This is a genomic window from Thermogemmatispora tikiterensis (genome assembly GCF_003268475.1).
In the GTDB taxonomy this organism is placed as follows: domain Bacteria; phylum Chloroflexota; class Ktedonobacteria; order Ktedonobacterales; family Ktedonobacteraceae; genus Thermogemmatispora; species Thermogemmatispora tikiterensis.
In genome coordinates this window covers 3,216,030-3,236,043 of the sequence record NZ_MCIF01000002.1, presented here as the reverse complement: position 1 = coordinate 3,236,043, position 20,014 = coordinate 3,216,030, and the positions used below count along the sequence as shown (strand labels likewise).

General features: G+C 60.0%; 18 protein-coding genes. 7 read left to right on the top strand and 11 right to left on the bottom strand.

Annotated features, from left to right (window positions below; all coding sequences use genetic code 11):
- Nucleotides 1–102: 102 nt before the first annotated feature.
- Complete coding sequence (locus A4R35_RS13065; protein ID WP_223258322.1) at nt 103–837, bottom strand: response regulator transcription factor; 735 nt, start codon at nt 835–837, stop codon at nt 103–105.
- 352 nt (nt 838–1,189) lie between these two features.
- Between A4R35_RS13065 and A4R35_RS13060 the strand changes: the two genes are divergently transcribed.
- The 3 genes from A4R35_RS13060 (at nt 1,190) to A4R35_RS13050 (ending at nt 4,686) form a co-directional block, all read left to right on the top strand.
- Nucleotides 1,190–1,819: a histidine phosphatase family protein gene (locus A4R35_RS13060; protein ID WP_112430037.1), complete on the top strand. Its 630-nt coding sequence runs from the start codon at nt 1,190–1,192 to the stop codon at nt 1,817–1,819.
- Between the two features lie 437 nt (nt 1,820–2,256).
- Complete coding sequence (locus A4R35_RS13055) at nt 2,257–3,804, top strand: MFS transporter (protein WP_112430035.1); 1,548 nt, start codon at nt 2,257–2,259, stop codon at nt 3,802–3,804.
- Between the two features lie 351 nt (nt 3,805–4,155).
- Nucleotides 4,156–4,686 (top strand): DinB family protein, encoded by a 531-nt coding sequence (locus A4R35_RS13050; RefSeq protein WP_189361764.1) that lies wholly within the window; start codon nt 4,156–4,158, stop codon nt 4,684–4,686.
- A gap of 55 nt (nt 4,687–4,741) precedes the next feature.
- Here the strand turns inward: A4R35_RS13050 and A4R35_RS13045 are convergent, their stop codons facing one another.
- The 5 genes from A4R35_RS13045 to A4R35_RS13025 all read right to left on the bottom strand — a co-directional run bounded on the left by A4R35_RS13045 (nt 4,742) and on the right by A4R35_RS13025 (nt 9,238).
- Nucleotides 4,742–5,020 carry an Lrp/AsnC family transcriptional regulator gene (locus A4R35_RS13045; RefSeq protein ID WP_112430031.1) on the bottom strand — a complete coding sequence of 93 codons (279 nt, stop codon included), beginning with the start codon at nt 5,018–5,020 and terminating at the stop codon, nt 4,742–4,744.
- Between the two features lie 302 nt (nt 5,021–5,322).
- The gene (locus tag A4R35_RS13040) at nt 5,323–6,288 is read right to left on the bottom strand and encodes a ribonucleotide-diphosphate reductase subunit beta (RefSeq protein ID WP_112430029.1); all 966 of its coding nucleotides are present in this window, start codon (nt 6,286–6,288) and stop codon (nt 5,323–5,325) included.
- Nucleotides 6,269–7,915, bottom strand: coding sequence for a long-chain-fatty-acid--CoA ligase (locus A4R35_RS13035; RefSeq protein WP_112430027.1), 1,647 nt, complete (start codon nt 7,913–7,915; stop codon nt 6,269–6,271). The genes A4R35_RS13040 and A4R35_RS13035 overlap by 20 nt, the downstream gene beginning before the upstream one ends.
- A 42-nt stretch (nt 7,916–7,957) precedes the next feature.
- A complete protein-coding gene (locus A4R35_RS13030) occupies nt 7,958–8,392 on the bottom strand; it encodes a MaoC/PaaZ C-terminal domain-containing protein (RefSeq protein WP_112430025.1) in 435 nt (144 codons plus the stop codon).
- A gap of 360 nt (nt 8,393–8,752) precedes the next feature.
- On the bottom strand, nt 8,753–9,238 hold the full coding sequence (locus A4R35_RS13025) for a hypothetical protein (RefSeq protein WP_112430023.1): 486 nt from the start codon (nt 9,236–9,238) through the stop codon (nt 8,753–8,755).
- A 392-nt stretch (nt 9,239–9,630) separates the two neighbouring features.
- On the opposite strand from A4R35_RS13025, the gene A4R35_RS13020 reads away from it, so the two are divergent.
- The 3 genes from A4R35_RS13020 (at nt 9,631) to A4R35_RS24325 (ending at nt 12,807) form a co-directional block, all read left to right on the top strand.
- Nucleotides 9,631–10,668, top strand: a complete 1,038-nt coding sequence (locus A4R35_RS13020) for a thiamine pyrophosphate-dependent dehydrogenase E1 component subunit alpha (RefSeq protein WP_112430021.1) — start codon at nt 9,631–9,633, stop codon at nt 10,666–10,668.
- Complete coding sequence (locus A4R35_RS13015; protein WP_112430019.1) at nt 10,665–11,681, top strand: alpha-ketoacid dehydrogenase subunit beta; 1,017 nt, start codon at nt 10,665–10,667, stop codon at nt 11,679–11,681. The genes A4R35_RS13020 and A4R35_RS13015 overlap by 4 nt, the downstream gene beginning before the upstream one ends.
- A 358-nt stretch (nt 11,682–12,039) precedes the next feature.
- Nucleotides 12,040–12,807: a hypothetical protein gene (locus A4R35_RS24325; protein ID WP_189361762.1), complete on the top strand. Its 768-nt coding sequence runs from the start codon at nt 12,040–12,042 to the stop codon at nt 12,805–12,807.
- A gap of 52 nt (nt 12,808–12,859) precedes the next feature.
- On the opposite strand, the gene ccsB is transcribed toward A4R35_RS24325, so the two are convergent.
- The 4 genes from ccsB to A4R35_RS12990 all read right to left on the bottom strand — a co-directional run bounded on the left by ccsB (nt 12,860) and on the right by A4R35_RS12990 (nt 16,572).
- Nucleotides 12,860–13,936: a c-type cytochrome biogenesis protein CcsB gene (gene ccsB / locus A4R35_RS13005; RefSeq protein ID WP_189361760.1), complete on the bottom strand. Its 1,077-nt coding sequence runs from the start codon at nt 13,934–13,936 to the stop codon at nt 12,860–12,862.
- A gap of 265 nt (nt 13,937–14,201) precedes the next feature.
- Nucleotides 14,202–14,765 carry a PadR family transcriptional regulator gene (locus A4R35_RS13000; protein ID WP_189361758.1) on the bottom strand — a complete coding sequence of 188 codons (564 nt, stop codon included), beginning with the start codon at nt 14,763–14,765 and terminating at the stop codon, nt 14,202–14,204.
- 240 nt (nt 14,766–15,005) lie between these two features.
- Nucleotides 15,006–15,761 carry a DedA family protein gene (locus A4R35_RS12995; RefSeq protein ID WP_189361756.1) on the bottom strand — a complete coding sequence of 252 codons (756 nt, stop codon included), beginning with the start codon at nt 15,759–15,761 and terminating at the stop codon, nt 15,006–15,008.
- A complete protein-coding gene (locus A4R35_RS12990; protein ID WP_112430009.1) occupies nt 15,742–16,572 on the bottom strand; it encodes a YjbE family putative metal transport protein in 831 nt (276 codons plus the stop codon). The genes A4R35_RS12995 and A4R35_RS12990 overlap by 20 nt, the downstream gene beginning before the upstream one ends.
- A 415-nt stretch (nt 16,573–16,987) precedes the next feature.
- Between A4R35_RS12990 and A4R35_RS12985 the strand changes: the two genes are divergently transcribed.
- Nucleotides 16,988–17,899, top strand: coding sequence for a glucosaminidase domain-containing protein (locus A4R35_RS12985; RefSeq protein WP_189361753.1), 912 nt, complete (start codon nt 16,988–16,990; stop codon nt 17,897–17,899).
- Between the two features lie 188 nt (nt 17,900–18,087).
- On the opposite strand, the gene murJ is transcribed toward A4R35_RS12985, so the two are convergent.
- Nucleotides 18,088–19,869, bottom strand: a complete 1,782-nt coding sequence (murJ, locus tag A4R35_RS12980) for a murein biosynthesis integral membrane protein MurJ (protein WP_189361751.1) — start codon at nt 19,867–19,869, stop codon at nt 18,088–18,090.
- Between the last annotated feature and the right edge of the window lie 145 nt (nt 19,870–20,014).

Here is a 20,014-nt window from a genome sequence, read left to right as displayed (position 1 = left end):
GGGGGTACCGCTCTGCTCGCTTCCCCCCAAAGCAGATGGAAGTATGGGCGGACTGCTGGCTTGGCTCACGCTCTTCCTCGCCCCGCCTTGCCTCCTCAACTCCTAGCGACGGAAACAGTAGCCGACGCCACGCACGGTCTGAATGAGCTTGGGGTTGGCGGGATCTTCTTCGATCTTCTCTCGCAGCCAGCGCACGTGTACGTCCACGGTGCGTGTGTCGCCGACATAGTCGTAGCCCCAGACGTTATGGAGGAGCTGGTCGCGAGTGAGCACTGTGCCACGGTTACGCACCATATAGACAAGCAGATCGAACTGCTTGGGTTGCAGTTCAATTTCTTGATCGCGACAGAAGATGCGTCGGCCGTCGAGATCGATGCGCAGGGGGCCAGCTACAAGCTCGCGCCTGGGCCGTGTGGGCGCTTCGATGCTGCCTCGCAGACTCTCTTCGTCAAAAGCGCTACCGTACTCAACGCGACGCAGCAAGGCTCGAATCCGCGCCAGCAGCTCCCGACGCCCGAAGGGCTTGGTCACGTAGTCGTCCGCTCCCACTTCCAGGCCGACGACTTTGTCGATCTCGTCTCCTTTAGCGGTGAGCATAATGATGGGGATGGTAGCGGTCTCTGCCTCACGCCGCAGCTGCCGGCAGACTTCCAATCCATCGAGGCCTGGCAGCATGATGTCGAGCAGAATGACGTCAGGGCGCTCGCTACGAGCCGCTTCCAGGGCGCTGTAACCATCTGCCGCTGTGATCACCTGGTAACCGGCCTGCTCCAGGTTGTAGGCGATGGTTTCAACCAGAACCTCCTCATCATCTACGACGAGAATCTTGCGCGCCACGGTTCTTCTCCATCCTCGTCTCTCTGGCTGGCTAAGGTAGGAAGGCATCACTCTGAATCACTTCATTTCATTATACTATACCGTTCATCTCTGACTGCCAGCCAACGCTTGCTATCCCCAGTGTTGTGCGGCTGCTTTGAAAGATGGTAGCATGAGAGAAAGAAAGGAGCGGACAGGACTGACTGCCTAAGCCTGCCTGGCACGACCAACGACCGGAACGATCAGGCTGATCAGTTGTCAGCCTGATCCATTCATGGTCAGTTGCTCGCCTGGCTCCAGCATCCTTCTGCTTGTGGCTCAGCGTCGACTCCTGAGCCTGTTCCTTGAGAAAAGAGCAAAGGAGACCCTGCTTATGACTCATCTCTATCTGATCCGGCATGCCGAGGCTCTCAACGCTGTTCAGCACCGCTTCGGCGACCTGGACCTCACTCCTCGGGGCATCAGGCAGGCCGAACGTCTGCGTGATCGTCTGGCTACGGGCGAGATCGCCGCCGATGTGCTGATCTCCAGTACCTTGCGCCGCGCCTATCAGACCGCTGAGATTATTGCACCAGCTCTGGGCCTCCCTATTATCCCTGATGACGAGGTACAGGAGATGCGCGAGGGACAGGCCGCCGGATTGAGCGAGGAGGAGTTTGTTGCACGTTTTGGATCCCCCAATTTTGAGCAAAATTTGTTCCAGCCAGTCGCACCAGAGGGCGAAAGCTGGCCAGAGTTCATGCTGCGCGTCGGGCGTGCTCTGCAGCGCATCACTCACGAATACGCCGGTAAAACTATCGTGGTGGTCTGCCACGGCGGCGTGATCGATGGCTCGTTTATCTACTTCTTTGGCCTCAGCTCTTTTTCTATCCCTTCTGTGCTCTTCCGTACAGAGAATACCTCTATTACTCATTGGTACTATGGTACGTCATTCTCCAGAAAACATGCCTGCTGGCACCTGCTCTCTTATAACGATACCTATCACCTCCGTGGCATGGAATAAGGCTTGTGCGGGTGGCTGTCTTCACCCCGCCCAGCAGAGGAGTGCATTGTCTACCTGCTGTCTGGCTGGCCCGGTTGATCCTGGCCTGCTATGGGGCTGGAGCTGGGGCCGCTGCTGGCTCAGAAGCGGGCATGATTGGGCGGTTGGCCTGTGTTGTAATGTAATGGAAGAAAGGGAAAAAGGATGCAGCAAACCAAATCAGTCAGGTAGGCGTCCTGCGCCTGCGGGCGGGCCAGTCGAAGCGGTGCTGTGGCTCCCCAGCGCCCTCCTCCAGCGGATTCGAGGGAACAGGCACGGGGAGCAGGCGTAGCGCGTAGCCTCGTTTGTTAACCAGCCTTAAAGCTGACTTAACAAAGCCATAACATTGACGCGCTACGATTCTGCTAGAACTGGTTTGAGTCACGAACATGTCCCTGAAGCAAGGAGACACAACACATATGGTTGATGGCGGAGAGCCATCCCGGATTGTCGCCGTGGACAGTGCTATTGAAGCGCGTAAATCTGTCTTACATGCCCTTGACAACAGTAGCCTGTCGGGCTTCCACTGGAAAGCGATGATCACCTCAGGCATGGGCTTCTTCACAGACGCCTATGACCTGTTTATTATTGGTGTTGTCCTCGCGATCCTGACGCCCCTCTGGCACCTCGGCAATTTTGAGATTTCCCTCGTTGGCAGCACCTCGCTGATCGCCGCGGCCCTCGGCTCAATGATCTTCGGACGCCTTGCTGACTTCGTGGGACGGCGCTCGATCTACGGTTTCACCCTGCTGGTACTGGCGGCAGGGGCCCTGGCTTCAGCGCTGGCGCCCAACGTGGTCTGGCTGATCATCTTTCGCTTCATCCTGGGCCTGGGGATCGGTGGCGATTATCCCCTCAGCGCCACGCTCATGAGCGAGTATGCCAACCGGCGCGATCGCGGTAAGCTGGTGACGATGGTCTTTGCGATGCAGGGGGTCGGTCTGATCCTGGGTCCCCTGGTAGCTATTGCCCTATTGCTGGCCGGGCTGGACCACGACCTGAGCTGGCGCATTATGCTGGCTCTGGGCGCTGTGCCCGCGCTGGCTACCTTCTATCTGCGCCGCCAGATCGCTGAGACGCCCCGCTTTGCGTTGATGATGCAGGGCGATCTGGAGGCCGCTGCGGCAACGATCGGTCAGGTGACGGGCCAGAATGGCCATACACACAACGGCGCTCGCTCCTCATCCTGGACTCAGCCGCAGGCTCGGACCACTCAGCCTGAGCCGGTCAAGAGCACGAAGCGCTCCTGGCTTCCCCTGCTCTGGCGTGCTCCTTACCTGCGCTGGCTGATCGGTACCGCCGGCGCCTGGTTGTTGCTCGATATCGCCTACTATGGCACGACTATCTCCAGCCCGCTGGTCTTGAAGGCCCTCGATGCCCACTCAAGCCTGCTGCTCAACATGGTCTATACGCTGCTGGTCTTCCTGGTGGCCGCTTTCCCCGGCTATATTGTGGCGGCGCTGACCATTGATCACCTGGGTCGCAGGTGGATTCAGTGTGTTGGCTTTGCCATGATGGCCCTGGCCTATGGGCTGCTGGCGGTTTTCCCGGCCTTGACCCAGTTCACGGTGCCGTTCCTGCTCGTCTACGGTGTGAGCTACTTCTTCACCGAGTTCGGCCCCAATGTGACCACCTTCGTCTATCCCGCTGAGATCTTCCCGGTGATGGTCCGCTCCACCGCGCATGGCATTGCGGCTGCTCTGGGTAAGGTAGGCGCCTTCATCGGTGCCTTGATTTTCCCCTTCCTGCTCAGTAGCTTCCATCTGCCGGGCGTGATGACCTTCACGGCCATTATCTCGGTGGCTGGTCTGGTCCTGACCCTGCTCACGCTTCCTGAACCCAGCGGTCGCTCGCTCGAAGAGATCTCTGGAGAGTATAAGCTGGTCGAGAATGAGACGCTTGCCGCCTCCTCCTCTTCTCCTCTGCTGACCGAAAAGGTGGCTGTCGGTGAGCTGCTTTCGCGCTAGGTTCGCCGACCCAACAAGGCGCATGACCGACCAGACGGGCAGCAAGAAAGAGCAGCGCGACCGCGATCAGGCCATCTGGCTCCCTGCCGCGGGATGGCTTCCCGCGGCAGCGAGAGATGTTAGCCAGCAACATGGTAGAGTGTAACGACGGCGTGTACAATAGCTCCTGAAAGCGCGCCGTCTTTTCTTTGCTCGCTGCGGACCTGTCCGGGGAGGCGAGCACAAGGCCAGAAAGCTAGCCGGCGCTGAGGTTGGCTTGACTCGACCTGGGGTCTTCGGCAGCCAGCAGCCCAGCCCGCGATGTCGCGGAGAACCAGGCCGGGTGAGGACAGAAAGGGGAAACCTCTTGCCATGAATATTATCGATTTCTTCCGACGAGAGCAGCGTCGCTTGCACGAATGGATGCGCGCGAGTGTGAGCGATCTCAGCGTAGAGGAGTGGCACTATCAGGGGCCAGGGCGAGTCAATACGATTGCCTTTCTGATCTGGCACTGTGTGCGCACGGAAGATAATATTTTGCGCTTTATTTTGCAGGGCCGGCAACCGCTCTGGAACGAGGAAGAGTGGCATGCGCGTCTGGGCCTGCCGCCGCGTGTGCAGGGTACTGGCATGAGTACTGAGGAAGCGCGGCAGTTTCGGATCGCTGACCCGGCTTTGTTTCTGCAATACGCGGACCGTGTTTGGCAGGAGTTTGAAGACTATCTGGCGTCTGTCGAGGACGGCGGAGCTGAGCTATCTGCGCGCATCGTCAAGGTCAAACCCCTGGGCGAAATGCCGGCCATCCAGGCGATTGGCCAGATCTGCCTGACGCATTGCTTTACCCACCTCGGCGAGATCGCCCACATTCGTGGCGAGCTGGGCAAGCAAGGGATGCCCATCTGAGTTGAGAGAGCAGCCGGCGCGGCCTGGTGGCGAGCGTGGCGCTCGTCTGGCCTTGCTATTCGACGCCGAGGTCCCACGCCTGTTGTAGATCGGCCCGCGAGTAGCATTGAAAGGCCATCAGGGTGTGGGTGCGGCTAATCGTCGGAATGGCTGTCATCTTCCCCGTCACCACTTCGGCCAGATCCTCGTAGCGAGGCAGGCGCAGCAGCGCCACCAGGTCGTAATCGCCGGTAACTGAGTAGACCTCGGCTACGCCAGAAATCTCCAGTAAGCGCTGCGCTGTCTCGTTGATGTGTCCTCGTTCGACGTTCATCAACACCAGGGCCGTGATCATCTCTTTCCCTCCTTCTCCTTGGGGTGAGCCTGCTTGCTCATCATTAGTAGCATACTCCTCAGATTCGAGCGACTCAGACCGTTCAGTGACTCAGGGCAAATTGAGACCGACCCGACAGGTCGATTGCCACCGCCTGCGCAGGCTGAAAGCCAGAAAAGCGCGTGGGGCGGGCGAGACAGACTATTGGCGCTGTCCAGTCTCAGCCCTGTTGCTCACTTGCTGGCTTGATCAGCCTGCGCAAGGCGCTGCCCCATCTCTGACTTAGAGGTAGGGGATCAATTGGGCCTGCTCTTGCTGCTTCCCTATGCCTGAAAGACGGGCGGCGGTGGCACGCTGGGTAGCTCCATGCTCAGCCCAATGCCCTTGAGCTTCTTACGGAGCGACTCAATAGCGTAGCGCGGGGTCTGCCAGGGATCGACGCGGGCCGCCAGGTACTGCGGGATCTCCCGCTCTGGGGGAGTGAGACCGGCCAGAGCGGTTGGCAAATACTTCTGAACGGCAGCGTAGACAATCTGAGCGCGCTCGTGGTCCTGCTGGATCATGTCGCGCAGAAACTTGACGCCGAAGAGCACATGGCGCGACTCGTCGCGGGCCACCGCCGTAAAGCCGGCGCGGAAAGCGGGGAAGAGATTGAATTGCCGGTAGGTCTCCAGAATAGAGCGCTGGCCAGCCAGGGCCATGGTGCCCTCGACGATGATGTGGTAGAGCGTCACCCCTTCGATCAGGTGGGCAAGCTGGCCCGGCTCCTGGCGGATACGCTCGGCGATCTCCGCCAGCGCCTCGATCAGAATGGTGCGCAGATGCTCATTCATATATCCGACGGCCACCTGCAAAGCACCATCGAGGCTCTCCTGTTCGACGCCCAGCACCTCGCGGAAGAAGCGGTCAAAGAAGACCGTATGACGGGCCTCGTCGACGAGCTGGGTCGTCAAGAAGAGCCGCATCTCCTCGTCGGGCATGGCCACCACATAGGGGGCTAGAGTGTTGGTAACGCACTCTTCCCCCTTGAAGAAGGCCGAGAGGCCGTACATGCGTGCCTGCCGCTCCTCGGCGGGCATAGACTGCCACTGCTGCTGGTCATAGCTGAAATCCAGCTCCTGTGCCTGCCACTGCTGGCGCTCCCAGCGATAATACAGCTCGCGGTAGCTGGGCAGGTGCACCAGTCCCTGGTCGATGATGTTGAGCACCGCATCGATCGGCGTCCCCTGCAGCTGGGCGAGGGGGGCAGTCTCTAAGGGGTTGCTATTGCTATGAGGGCTGTTGGACATAACGCCTCCTCAGCTCCTTCTTATCGATCTTGCCCACCAGGTTACGCGGCAGCGAGTCCACAAACTCGATCTCGCTCGGGGTCTTGTAATTGGCCAGGTATTCGCGGCAGAAGGCTTTGAGAGCCTCGGCGTCAACCGGCTCGCGCGTGACCACAAAAGCCTTAACCTCCTCGCCCATACGTTCAGAAGGAATGCCGACCACGGCGGACTCGATGACCGCGGGATGGCGGTTGAGAACCTCCTCGACATCACGCGGGTAGATGTTAAAGCCGCCGCGGATAATCAGATCCTTCTTGCGCTCCACCACGTAGATGTAGCCATCCTCGTCCATGCGTCCCATGTCGCCGGTATGGAGCCAGCCATTGCGCATGGCCGCTGCGGTCTCCTCGGGCAGATTATAGTACTGTTGCATGACATTAGGGCCACGGGCGATAATCTCGCCTACCTCGCCCACTGGCACATCCTGGTCGTTCTCATCGACGATGCGGATCTCGACACCTGGCAGTGGCTTGCCGACCGAGCCTGGCTTGCGCGGCATCTCGCGATTGTGGCCTGTGAGAGCGGCGGTGGCTTCCGAGAGGCCGTAGCCTTCGAGGATGCGGCAACCGAATTTCTGTTCGAAGGCTTCCAGCACGGCCACCGGCAAAGGCGCCGAGCCGCTGACACAGTACTGCAGGCTGCTGGTGTCGTACCTGTCGGCATCGGGACTGTGGAGCAGGGCCACAAACATGGCGGGAACGCCGGCGAAGCCGGAGACGCGGTAGCGTTCAATGGCTGAGAAAACGGCGGTGGTGTCGAAGCGCGGCAGCATGACGATGCGCGCGCCATTCAGGTAAGCCACATTGGAAGCCACCAGACCAAAGGCATGGGCCAGAGGAAGGATGGCCAGATGCGTTTCACCCTGGCTCTCGGCGGCGCTTGGGTCCTCATCGCCTCCAACGCCACGTCCGCTGACGGCATTGGCGACAAGATTGCGGTGGGAGAGCATGACGCCCTTGGGGCGGCCCGTGGTGCCGGAGGTATAGAGGATGACGGCGGTGTCATCGGGGGTCAGGTTGATACCGGGCAGGTCGCTCAGGTAGTAGTCGGCGTACTCTGCACCGCGGGCGAGGACATCCTGGTAAGTGTGGACTTGCGGCCTCCCCTCTGGGAGAGATCCCAGCGGCCCGGCGGTTGCCAGATCACCGACGCAGACGATCTGTTCCAGCGCAGGTACCTGGGCCAGGGTGGTCCCGTGGAGCGGGAGCAGGAGCGGGCTGGTGATCAGCAGGCGGGCTCCCGAGTTTTGGGCAATGTACTGCACCTCGGGTGGCTTAAGGAGAGGGAGAACAGGGATGACGATGGCGCCGGCGCGCGCGATGGCCTGGTAGGAGATAATGACCTCCGGGCAGTTCGGGATCATCACCATCACACGGTCGCCGGTCTCTATGCCGAGCGCGCGCAGGCCGGCGGCCAGTTGCACGGCCTCGCGGGCGATTTCCACGTTGGTATAGCGGCGGGGCTCAGCCAGCTGGGGGTCCTCATAGACCAGGGCCTCATAGGTGCCAAAGCGCTGGCAGTTATAGATCGCCAGGTCGTACTGAAGCCGCAGGTCAGCGATGTCCCTGATGTTCCTGGCTTCGACCATGCGCAAACCTCCTTGTTAGTCGACCGATGCACACTCACTCTCTCAGGCGGATGGCAGAGAGACGACGGCTTCTCCGCTCGTCACTCGCTCGCCGCGCTGGTTCTCGGCCCAACACTCGATGGTGATCCGCTCATGCCCATCAGGCTCGCGGCTGCGCGCTGTGACGCGACCGCGACAGGTCAAGACATCGCCCGGACGCACCATGCTGGCGAAGCGAACCTTCAGGTGGGCGAGCAGGGCCTCGGGATAGGCGGCGATCTGCTGCTCGATAAATTGGCCGAGGAAGGCCATGCTGAGCATCCCATGAGCGATGACCCCATCAAGCCCAACACGGCGGGCGGCCTCGTCGTCCAGGTGAATCGGGTTGTAATCGCCGGAAGCCTCAGCATAGCGGCGGAGCTGTTCACGAGTAACCGGCGGCTTCACCAGTGGGGGAAGTTCTGTGCCGATAGCTGCCTCGACAATGCTACTAGTCATAGCCTGCCTTTCGTTGCTGTGGGGAGCGTGGACTCTCTCCGTCCCACCAGGGTGATCCACTGCGATCGCCCCGGTACTGACTGGGGAGTACTCACTCGTGTACTGACTGATGCGCTTGCGCAAGGATGCACTCTCACGCTCGCAGTTTGACATCACTGAAATGCGGCAGCGGCAGCAACCGCTCTCGATAAAAACTGTAACATGATCAGGCCGCTTAGACAAGGGGCTGCGACAGCGCGCCAGTGAACCTGTCTTTCATAACACCGGAGCGAGCGGCGCAGACAAAGTAAGGCGGGCGTTTGTTGCCAGACTGACTGGTTGGCCGAAAGCTGGCCAGGAGCGCGGCAGGTTTGGTCTGACTCACCAGGGGACGAGCTGGTTGCGCCACTCGCTCGGCGGCTCCTCGATAACCGCCGGCTGCCAGCCTGGCTCGCCGTATAGAATGTCTTCCTTCCAGTTGGGATTCTTACGACAGAAATGATAGCGGATGCGCCAGCGCTGATTGATCCGTTGCTTCTCGTGGTAGGCTGTCTCTACTCCTAGATAAAAGCTGAGTAGGCGGGCATAGTAGGGCTGCAGGCGATACTCCAGCTCGTCGGTGTCGAGGTCATGCTCGGTGAAAGTCAGCTCCAGCGTGAAAACATAAGGATAATTGAGGACTTCTGGTGCTCGATCTTCTTCTTCAAGATAATGAAGTATGACCAGCATGCCTAGCATTTCAAATTGGTAATAGAGCGCGTCGCGGGTCCGCTGCCGCTTGAAAGGAGGCAAGGAAAGGTGCGTGCCTATCTCGCTGGCCAGTTGATGCAGGGATTTCTCTGTTTTGATGAAGACCTGGAAAGACATACAGATACTCCTTACAGGGGCGGAGATCCGAGGACAGTCGCGCCATCTGGGTGACAACAGGTCTGATAGTGCTGTATGCCTCATCTTACTGCTCATGAGAGGGCCTGTCAATGTTTATCAAGCCACTTCTATCTTTGCCTTGACAGCTACGTGAGGCATCGAGTAGAGTTGAAGCAGACTAACAAGCAAGCAAAGCTGAGCCAGACGATCGAGTTGCAGCCAGGGCAGGGAAGGCAGGAGAAGAAGAGGCAACTCAGCCTTGGATTGTCTTTCCTGTGTCAGGCTGGTCCTGCCAGGCGATCTATCCGCATCTCGGGCCTTCTTCTTCCGTTGCCGAGCGCGGCTCGGTGACTTTCTCGTAGCGCCTTGCTTCCAGCCAGAAGGAGGTGACCATGATTAAGCCTGAACCCAGCCCGCAGGACCTGCAGTATCTTGTTGCCCAGGCCGGGCTGGATGCGGACCAGTTATGTCGGGCCTATCGGCAGCTCTGCCTGATTCGCTCCTTCGAAAACCTCATCGCCGACCGCTACTATATCGGCAAAACGCCCGAATTCAACATGGCGGCGGGGCCGATCCGGGGTGAGATGCACCTGGCTGTTGGCCAGGAGGCGGTAGCTGTTGGGGTCTGCTCCCTGCTCGGGGACGGCGACGCTGTCGTCAGTACCCATCGGCCTCACCATCACGCCCTGGCCAAGGGAGTCGAGCCAAAGAAGCTGGCGGCTGAGATCTTCGGCAAAGCCAGCGGCCTCTGCCACGGCAAGGGTGGTCATATGCATCTCTTCGACGCAGGCAGGCACTTCGCCTGCAGTGGCATTGTGGGAGCCTCCTTCCCCCAAGCAGCGGGAGCCGCCTTTGCCTTTCGCAAGCTTGGTCAGCGCACTGTGGCCGTCGCTTTCGCCGGTGAGGGGGCGGCCAATCATGGGACGTTTGCCGAAACGTTGAACGTTGCCGGCCTCTTCCAATTGCCCCTGGTAGTAGTCATCGAGGACAACCTCTACGCGGACTCGACGCCAAAATGGGCCGCTCTCTCCACGGTTCATCACTTTCAGCGAGCCCAGAGCTTCAATATTCCCTCCTACGTTGTCGATGGCATGGACTTCATCGACGTCTACCGCGTGGCGAAGCTGGTCATCGAGCGAGCGCGCAATGGCATGGGGCCAGCCCTCATCGAGGCGGTCTGCTACCGCTACCGCGGTCACTTTGAGGGGGATGCCGAGGAGTACCGGACGCGCGAGGAGGTCGAGCGCTGGCAAGCCCTCGATCCCATTCCTCGTCTGGGGGAGCGCCTCAAGACGCTCGGCTGGGCCGATGAGGCGATGCTGAATCGCCTGCGCGATGAGGCTCAGCAGGAGGCGGAAGCGGCCATCCAGTTTGCAGAGAGCAGTCCATTGCCGGAGCCGCAAGAGGCTCTGATGGGGGTCTTCCAATGAGAAAGCTCAAAGGGTTGGCTTTTGCTATTGCTGAGGCCATTGATCAAGAGATGGCTCACAACGAGCGCCTTGTGGTGCTGGGGGAAGATGTCACCTACTGGGGGGCCGTCTTCGGCTTTACTATGGGCCTCTTCCCGAAGTATGGTCGTGAGCGGGTTGTTGACACGCCGATCACCGAGCAGACCTTTATGGGAATGGCCGTCGGAGCCGCCTCGGTTGGCCTTCACCCGGTGGTCTCTCTGATGTTCGTCGATTTCTGTGGGGCCGGCTTTGACCAGATGTTTAACCACATGGCCAAAAACTACTATATGTCTGGGGGGCAGTTGCCGATGCCCGTGACGGTCATCACCGCAATCGGCGGTGGGTATGGCGATGCCGCCCAGCATTCACAGGTCCTCTATAGTCTCTTTGCGCATCTGCCGGGCTTCAAGATCGTGGTGCCTGCCACGGCTTACGATGCCAAGGGGCTGACGATGCGCGCGCTGGCGGACCCCAACCCGGTGATCATCTTCGGGCACAAGCTGCTCACGGGTCTGCCCTTCTTGCCTTTCGAGGGCGAGGAAGAGGAGGTTCCCGAGGAGCGCTACACTGTCGAATTGGGACAGGCTGCCGTTCGTCGGCAGGGGCAGGACCTGACCATTGTGGCTGCTGGCCTGATGGTTCCTCGCAGTCTGAAAGCTGCCGAACGGCTGGCCCAAGAGGGAATCTCAGCGGAAGTCATTGATCTGCGGACCCTGGTACCGCTAGACGAGGCCACGCTGGTCGCTTCGGCCCGTAAGACTGGCCGGGTGCTGATTGTGGATGAGGATTACATGAGCTACGGGCTGAGCGGTGAAGTGGCCTTCCGCATTCAGGCTGGCGCCCTCCGCTCGCTGAAGGCCCCGATCCAGCGGCTGGCAGTGCCCGATGTGCCAATCCCCTTCTCCGAGCCGTTGGAGCGCGCCGTTATTCCCAGTGTCGAGCGCATCTACGAGGCTGCCCGCAGCCTTGTCGGGGCACAGGCGCTGGCGTGACAGTCTGGTGCATTGCGCCTCTGATCCTTGCTCAGCGAGAGGATACAGGCGGGGCTGGCTGACTGGCCGACTGCCTCAGCCCTGCCTGTTGACGAGGGGAGGGAAACTTGCACCTCGCGGCTCCCCCTGCTATACTGGGCAACAGCCGACGGGCAGGTCTCTCCAGGCAGGAGAACAGCGCCGATCCAGCCTAAGGCGCGATCTGGTGCTGCCCTGCCGGACTCTGCTCCCGGCGTCGGTCGCTCGCTTCCCCGAGGGGCGACGGTGGGTCACCTGCTCTGCTGATGAGAGAGCAGAGGCCCTGAGCGGGCGGACTGATGAGGAGTACACTACAGCAAGTAGAGAGCAACGGAACCGTATGGCTGCGAGACGCAAACCCGGCCTGCCGGCCCTTCCACCTGTGCAGGCCGGTCCTATTCTACATGCCACACCGCTGGTAGAGCGCTGGTTTTGGCACTACTGGCAGCGCTTAGGGCTGCCCGAGAGTGAGTTAGTACTGTTGGCGCTGACCCAGGATCGTCGTGAGTATCAGCGCTGGACAGGCAAGCGGCTCAACTTCATGGTGCTCGGCTGCTATTGCTACGTGCAGCTTGGCGGGAAGGTCAGTTCCTCAGTAGCCGATCGGGCCAGTCGCAAGCCGGGCCAGCTGGAGAGTGGGCGGGCCAGCCCCATGCTGCCGCTGCCGGGTTTTGGCGAAAGGGCGTTGTCTCGCTCGGCCTTCGCTGCGGGCGAGGTGCCGCGCCACCGGCACTGCATTTTCATCGAGCCGGATATGCAGCCGCGCTCTATTGAGGTCACGGTTGCCCATGAGCTGATCCATCTTGCTGACCGGGTGCGCGGGACCCCCCGGCGCCATCGCCATCATGGCTATGATTCCATTGCCGCTGATGAAGCGGCCATTACCGGCTATGATCTGGAAGAGCTGCGGCAGCTACTCTATGCAGAGAGCGCCCGCCGCGAGCAGCTGCGACGGGCGCGAGCGCCTCTACGTTATATCTACGTCTGTCCTAACTGTGGCAAGGAATACCCACGGGCACGTCGTTATAGCCGTCCTGTTTCCTGCAGCCTCTGCGACAAAACCTATAACCCGCGCTATCGGCTCTTGCTGGCCCGTGAACTGCTCTAAGTCCTGTGCGGAGCTGCGTTGAGTAAGTCGGACCGGAGAGTCGTCGGCTTATCTACTTTGCATAGCTATGCAGGCTCGGCACCAGGAAACTCACGCCGTAGTAAGTGAAGAGCGTGGCGGCAAAGCCAATGACCAGCAGCCAGCCGATGCGCTTGCCGCGCCAGCCGCGGATGCCGCGGGCGTGCAAATAAACGGCGTAGATCAGCCAGGTGATCAGCGCTGATGTTTCCTTGGGGTCCCAGCTCCAGAAATGGCCCCAGGCGTAGTTTGCCCAGTAGGCCCCCAGAATCAGATTGAGTGCCAGCAAGGGGAAGCCAATGATCACCGCCTTGTACCCTAGCTCATCGGCGGCCTCCGCTGAGGGCAGCCAGGCGATACGCTGGCCGCTCCCGCCCTGGAGCAAGATGATCAGGCCGGTTCCGAAGGCCACGCTGAACAGGGCGTAAGCAAAGATGGCCATCGAGACATGCAGCGTCAAAATGGGCTGGTCCTGTAGAGCTGGAATCAGCTGAGCTGAACCTGTAATCAGGTTGTAGGTGGTGCCCACATAGATTGCGATGACCAGCGTCACCACCGAGAGCAGGCAGACGTAGAGACCCCAGGCCCGCACGCGCTCGTGAAAACGCGCCTCGAAAATCAGATAGCTGAGCAGCAGGGCCGCAGTAAAGCTGACACTGAACTCGAAGAGATTGCTCCAGGGAGCGTGCCTCGTGACAATCGTGCGCAGCACCTGCGAAAGGATCAGGGTCAGGGTCGCAAACCAGCCTACTGTTGTGCCAATGCGTCCGACGGCAACGAGGCTGCGGTTGAGCGGAATCGGCTTCTCTCCATCGGGCTGTTCATGAAGAATGACCTCGCTGCGCACCAGGGTAGCAACTCCCCCTTCGCCGCCTGCGGAGACAGCTGCGGCCCGTCTCGTTCCTTGCGCTAGCTTGCCTTTGCTCCGTTGACGCTGCTCCTGGCTGGCGACCTGCCTGGCCAGGCGCGCGGTACCGATGGTATACCAGAGGTAGGCCACCGTCATGACGCCGATCATACAGAGGCCAGTAGTAAACAGATACTTGGACAGGGTCGCCAGTCCCTGCAGGGCCGCCGTGTCGCTACTGGCCGTCACCATGAAAAGCTGCATCACTAACCTCATTGATCATGTCATATCAGGACTGCCAGGCTGATTCTATTCGTCTCGCTTTCCACTCCTTCCGCGCCTCTGATGCGCGGAAGGAGGAGAGATCAACGGAAGGTTTGGATCTGGTTATTAGAGATAGTAGCATAGCCAGGAAGGGGCGTCAAATGAAAGAAGGTGGCGCTGAGCGAAGAAACCGTGTCCCGCCAGGCGTAGCCGGTGAGGAAAGACTGATGATGACCAGTCTGGACGCTGAAGAGGGAGCAGCTTCCTATGAAGACGTGCCTACGAGACGGTAGTCATGTTGTAGCTCTTGCAGCCAGGCAATGAGCGCGCGCGTCTGGTGAATGCGGCTGCGCAGGACCACCCGATCGAAGAAGGCCAGGTCCTGGATGGGTGCGAGCTGCTCCTGACCCCCCTGCAATCCTTCGAGGTGGTGCAAGAATTCCTGACAGGCCGAGATCTGGCGCTCAATCAGGGCTGGCATCTCTGCGGGCAGGACATGCCGGATAAAGTAGAGTTTCAGTAAGAACAGGATGCGAATATCACGCGGGCGCTCGACCGGCTCCTTCAACCAGTGTCGAAAGTAGTCTCTGCCGGCGGGAGTCAGATGAAAGACCTTCCGTGGTGGGCGCGAGCCTTGCAGCTCCAGCTGCGCTACAATGTAGTTGAGCCGCTCCAGCTTCTTGAGGAACGCATACATCTGACTCATTTCCAGGTGAACAATCTGACCCAGTGTCCCGCCCTGGAAATGCTGGAACATCTCGTAGCCATGCATGGGGCGCGCCTCCAGCAGCCCCAGAATGGCGTATTCGGCAGGCTCGCTGACGTGCATACACCACTCCTCTCGTACAACAACCCGGCTCCTCGCAGGCGCGGTCTGTGCTCTCATTATAGTCTACTCATGAAGACGCAGCAAGCTATCTCCGTCGCAAAGAATGGCAGCTCACCCAAAAGAATGGCAGCTCACCCAACGGAATGAGCGATCGGAAGACAGGGCAGGACTGCTAAGCAGAGGGGAACGCAGCCAGCCCCCGAGGACGACGTGAGGAAGAGCGCACTCCTCTTCCGGGCCTTATTCATATGAGGAGCCTGAGCGAGGGTCTTCGCTGGGGGCAGGGGGACTCTGATCCTGGCTGAAGAGGGCGACTTTCTTCTGAGGAAAGGGGCGCGGACCTGAGCGCCTGCCTCGGCCTCGCCAACGGTGGCGGCCCAGGCGCCAGGCCATCCACCCGATCGCGATTCCGGCCAGCAGCAAGCCGAAGGCCCAGCCACTTCCCTGGAGTAGCCGACTCAGAAGAGCGTATTCGCTCGCCAGCCAGTAGCCGAGGCCGCAATAGAGCAGACTCCACAGGCCAGCAGCCAGCAGCTCCCAGAGCAAGAAGCGCCAATAGCGCATGGCTGACAAGCCTGCGCTCAGGGCGGTCAGCGAACGCATGTGACCGACTAGATGGGAGAAGAGAATAGCCTTCCCACCATGATGCTGAAGCCAGCGTCGGGCCAGTCGCAGACGGGCGGCCAGTCGCCAGCGTCGATCAAGCCATGCGGGCAGATGGTGGGGCAGGCTTCTGGCAAGTAGCAGGCGTCCGATCAGATAATCGCAGTGGTAGCCGAGCACTGTGCCCAGCCAGACGCAGAGGAAGACACCCACGATATTGAGCTGACCCTCTCGTGCCAGGAAGGCCGCTAGCAGAGCCAGGGAGCCACCCGGCAGCAGCAGGCCCAGGAGGGCCGTATTCTCTGTGAAGGCTCCCAGCAACGCCGCGATATAGCCATACTGCTCGTAGAGCTGCTCTAGTCGGACCAGTGCCTTATCGCTGAGAGCGTTCATCGGACTTGCTCCGCGGCAGGGCCTCATCCCGAGTCGGGCCGCTGGTCGACGGCTGGGATGCTACGGGAGCCCTCGACGGCGAAGGGGAAGAGGAAAGGGAATGTGGCCGGCGAGCGCGCAGGCGCAGCGCGATATCGACGGCCAGCACCAGGCCCAGACAGAAAGCGTAGACCGCGTACTCGCTCCACCAGACCTGCTTCAGAAATGGCCCCAGACGGAGATCTCCCAGGATCATATGGCCTGCCGTCCAGCCGAGCACCAGAGCGGCCACATCAAGGAGCCAGGGCAGGCGTCCAATCAGCTCGGCGACCAGAGCGCTCCCGAAGAGCAGAATAAGCAGGCTTAGCAGAATGCCCGCCGCCAGCAGGAGCAGGTTGCCGTGAGCCAAAGCTCCAACGGCGATGACATTATCCAGGCTCATCGTGGCATCGGCGATGATGATGGTCAGCAGGGCCTGCCACAGCGAGTGTCTGCCTTCCCGCGATATTGCCCCGGCCTGCGCGGAACTGTCAGAGCCAGCTGGCTGGCCACTTTCCGGATGATTGAGGCGGTCCGTCAGCAGGTGTATCGCAATGTAGAGCAGCAGCGCTCCTCCTAGCGCCTGCAGGAGCGGAAAGGTCAGCAACAGCGTCGCGACAATCGCAAAGAGGATGCGCAAGACTACTGCCCCGCCGCCTCCGATCAGAATAGCCAGCCAGCGCTCGCGACGCGGTAGCCGGGCTGCGGCAGCGCCGATGACCAAAGCATTATCACCGCTGAGCACCAGATCGACCAGAACAATGCCGCCGATGGCCCCAAGTAATTCCAGCACCGTCTCTCTTTCCTCTTCTCCTGACTAAAATTGTGCCTCGCAGGCTTGCCTCCTCTGGCCTGTTGTAGAGAAGCTAAGATCGAGGCTGACTCAGCCAGAGTGGTCTCCGTCGCGGGGTTCCTAGTGGAAGTACGAGGGACGCGCGCTATGAGTTGTCAGCAATCCTACTGACAGCGACGCTGAGGCATATGTTACCTGAAAGTAGTGACTCTCTTCCCTTATAATTGAGGGTCTCAACTGGCATTTTTAGCAGGTCTATGGTATGCTCTCTAGTGCTAAGACAAGTGCAGGTAGATGTCAACCTATCGCTGCAGCAGAGCATGCAGTCACTCCTTGCATCCGAACGAAGTGCTGTGTTACAATAGGCACATCTTGGCATCGCAAGATGCGAACAAAAGTTCTAAGGGGCCTGTGCATGGCTAACGGGAGCAGCTACGGACGCAACAGCCGATCAGAAGATCAACCGGTCTTATTCGTTCCCCCGCGACGCAGGGCGACCCGCATCCTGCCCGCGGAGGGAGGAGGAGTGACGGAGGCACCGCGTGTGCGAGGGAGAGCCTCGTTGATACCCGTGACCACGATTGAATTGCCGGAGAGTCGTTCCTCGCCGGTGGGGCTATTCGGAGCAGACAGGCACTGGCTGGGGCCATTTTTGCTATGCCTGGGAGCTGTTGTTCTCGGCCTGCTGGTCATGTTGAGCGCCGCCATTTATGAACGGGGTACGCATCTCGACCTGGTAACCGTGCCTGGCCAGGTCTATCCGGTGCAGATTGGTGGCTCGTTCGACGCCTTCAACACCTGGGAAACCAGCACTGGCCCATTGCCTCCTAAGCAAAGCATCCCATCTCATCCAGGACCCTACTCGGTCCTGGGGAAGCCGACAATCACCGCCGACTTTATTAATAAGGTCCTCGCCGCTTATCACTCGCCGGCGGCTGGCAAAGGGCAGGCGCTCTACGACTATGGCGTGCAGTATGGTATCGATCCAGTCTACGCGCTCGCCTTCTTTATGCATGAAAGTACCTTCGGCACCCAGGGAGTAGCGCGTGAAACGAAGTCGCTCGGCAACATCCGCTGTATTCCCACGCGCCCCTGTACCAGTCCCGACGGGCATGGCTTCGCCGTTATGTACAGCTGGGAAGATGGCTTCCTCCAGTGGTACAAGCTGATCCGCAATCTCTATGTGGCCCAGTGGGGACTGGTGACCATTGAGCAGATCATTCCGAAGTATGCCCCCGCTGCCGATCACAACGACGAGCAAGCTTATATTCAGGCAGTTGAGCATGCCGTCGACACCTGGCGCGCTGGCAGCATCTATGTGACCTGAATGGAGGCCCGGTAGGGTGAGCATCTCGCTGACCTGGCCTGGCTATCGCTACCTCTCTCTGAGACCTGCCCTGTGCTGCGGAGAGGTATGGGGGCAGGCTGAGCAATCTGCTCGACCTGTTTCTTTTCCCAATCCAGGATAAGCGCCGGGACTGAGCACAGCTCAAACTGCTCCCGCAGCGCCGCTTATTATTTCCTCCCCAGCTTGGCCATCACGGCCCGTGTGAGCAGATGGATCTCCTCAACCCGCAGCACGAGAATGCAGGCGAAATAGACTGCGGCGGCCACCCCTCCGGCCACCACCACTGTCAAGAGAGCGCCCAGGGTCGTCGCCGGGGAAAAGAAGGGCAGATGTCTCAGACTCATTTGCAGTACCCAGGCAATAACGCCCATAGCGGCAGCGGCCAGCAGGATCTTGCCCAAAGCTGGCAGGGTCTTGCGCAGGCGCAAAGAGCCGTGTTGTACTCGCCAGATCAGAAGCAAGATTAGGGCGTGCGAAGAATTTTGTACGGTATTGGCAAGGGCCAGGGCGGGCATGCCAATCGTGCTGTAGCCTGGCAGCGCCACTGCCAGATAGCCCAGAATAGTGATGAAGCCCACGGCCACCGGCACGATGGTATTTTTGCGTGCGAAGAAGGCGGCCATCAGGAGCTGGTCGACGGCCACAAAGGGCAGCTGGTAGGCGTAGTTTTGCAGGGCCGTCGCCGCCAGGATAGTATCGTGCTGCGTATAACGCCCGTGGCGATAGATCAGGTCACAGATCGGCTGACGCAGAATGATCAGCCCCAGAGCTGCCGGAATCATCACCAGCAGCCCCAGGCGAATACCGGCCATCAACGTCTCTTTAAACTGCTCCTCCTCGCCAGCGTTGGCCTGGACCGAGAGCAGGGGCAGAATCGAGAAAGCCAGAGCCGAGGCTACCAGCCCGATAGGGAACTGCAGCAGACGGGTGGCATTCTGCAGGGCGGTAACATTGGCCGCGCCGTCGCCGGGTGTCAGCGAGGCCAGGTGCAGATCAAAGTTGGCCAGCAGCACGTTGAGGACAAAATAGCTGACAGCCACCGGGGCATAGAGCTTGAGAATGCGCGGAATGCCTGGATGGCGTAGTTGAAAGGTGAAGAGATAGCCCAGCTTCTGCCGCCGTATCCCCGGTAAAAGCAGGAGAATTTCGCCGACGGCCCCCACTAACACACCGCAGGCGATACCGTACTGCCCAAAATGCTGCTCGCCTACCAGCGCCCCCACAATGACGCCAATAATGATGCCGATGTGAAAAGCGGCAGTCGCAAAAGCTGGCCAGCCGAATTCACGAAGAGTATAGAGGGCCGCTAGAAGGACCGAGAATGGCCCGAGGCCAACCAGGGAGAAAAAGATGATCTGCGAGTAATGCAGCGTCAAAGTTTTCTCTGCCCCTGTATAACCCTGCGCGATGAAATTAACAAAGAAGGGCGCGAGCAAGGCGTAGCCAGTGGCTATCAGGAGCATGAGAAGGGTGACAACGTTCACCAGGGTGAAGACCAGCTGACGGAATTCCTGGCGTTTCTCGGGTGCGACATAGTCGCTAAAGGTTGGGATGAGCGCCTTATCGACCGAGCCGTTAATGACGAAATCATAGAAGGCTTGCATGGAGACGCTGGCGGCTAGAAACGGCCCGGCGACGCTCTTGCCCAGGGCCGCAATGACGATCTGGCGCACCATGCCCATGATGCTGCTGCCCAGGTTACCGAGCATGACCAGTGAGGCCCCGCGCGCAACCTGGCCGTGGGGGCTGGCTGAGCCTGCCGGGGCAGAGGCGGACTCTGCCCTCGTCTCGCCCTTCTCCTCTATCTCGACTGGCAGCGGTAGCTCTCCTTCCGCTGCCGTAGTCCCAACGGTGATCAGCGGCAGCGGACCAGAAGAGTGCTCCCGTGTTGATAATTCCTCCGCTGCTCCTTCTGCCTGAGCTGGATGATGTGTTTCGTAGTCTGCCATAGGTTGGATCGGTCCTATCTCCGTGCGATATGAGGCCTGCCTGGCTATCTGGCGGGCCACCATGCTCGCTACAAGATGATCGGCGCGACTGGCGAGCGTCAGTGTGAACTGAGCATTCCCCTGGCCCGCCTGCTTCCGTCCGGGA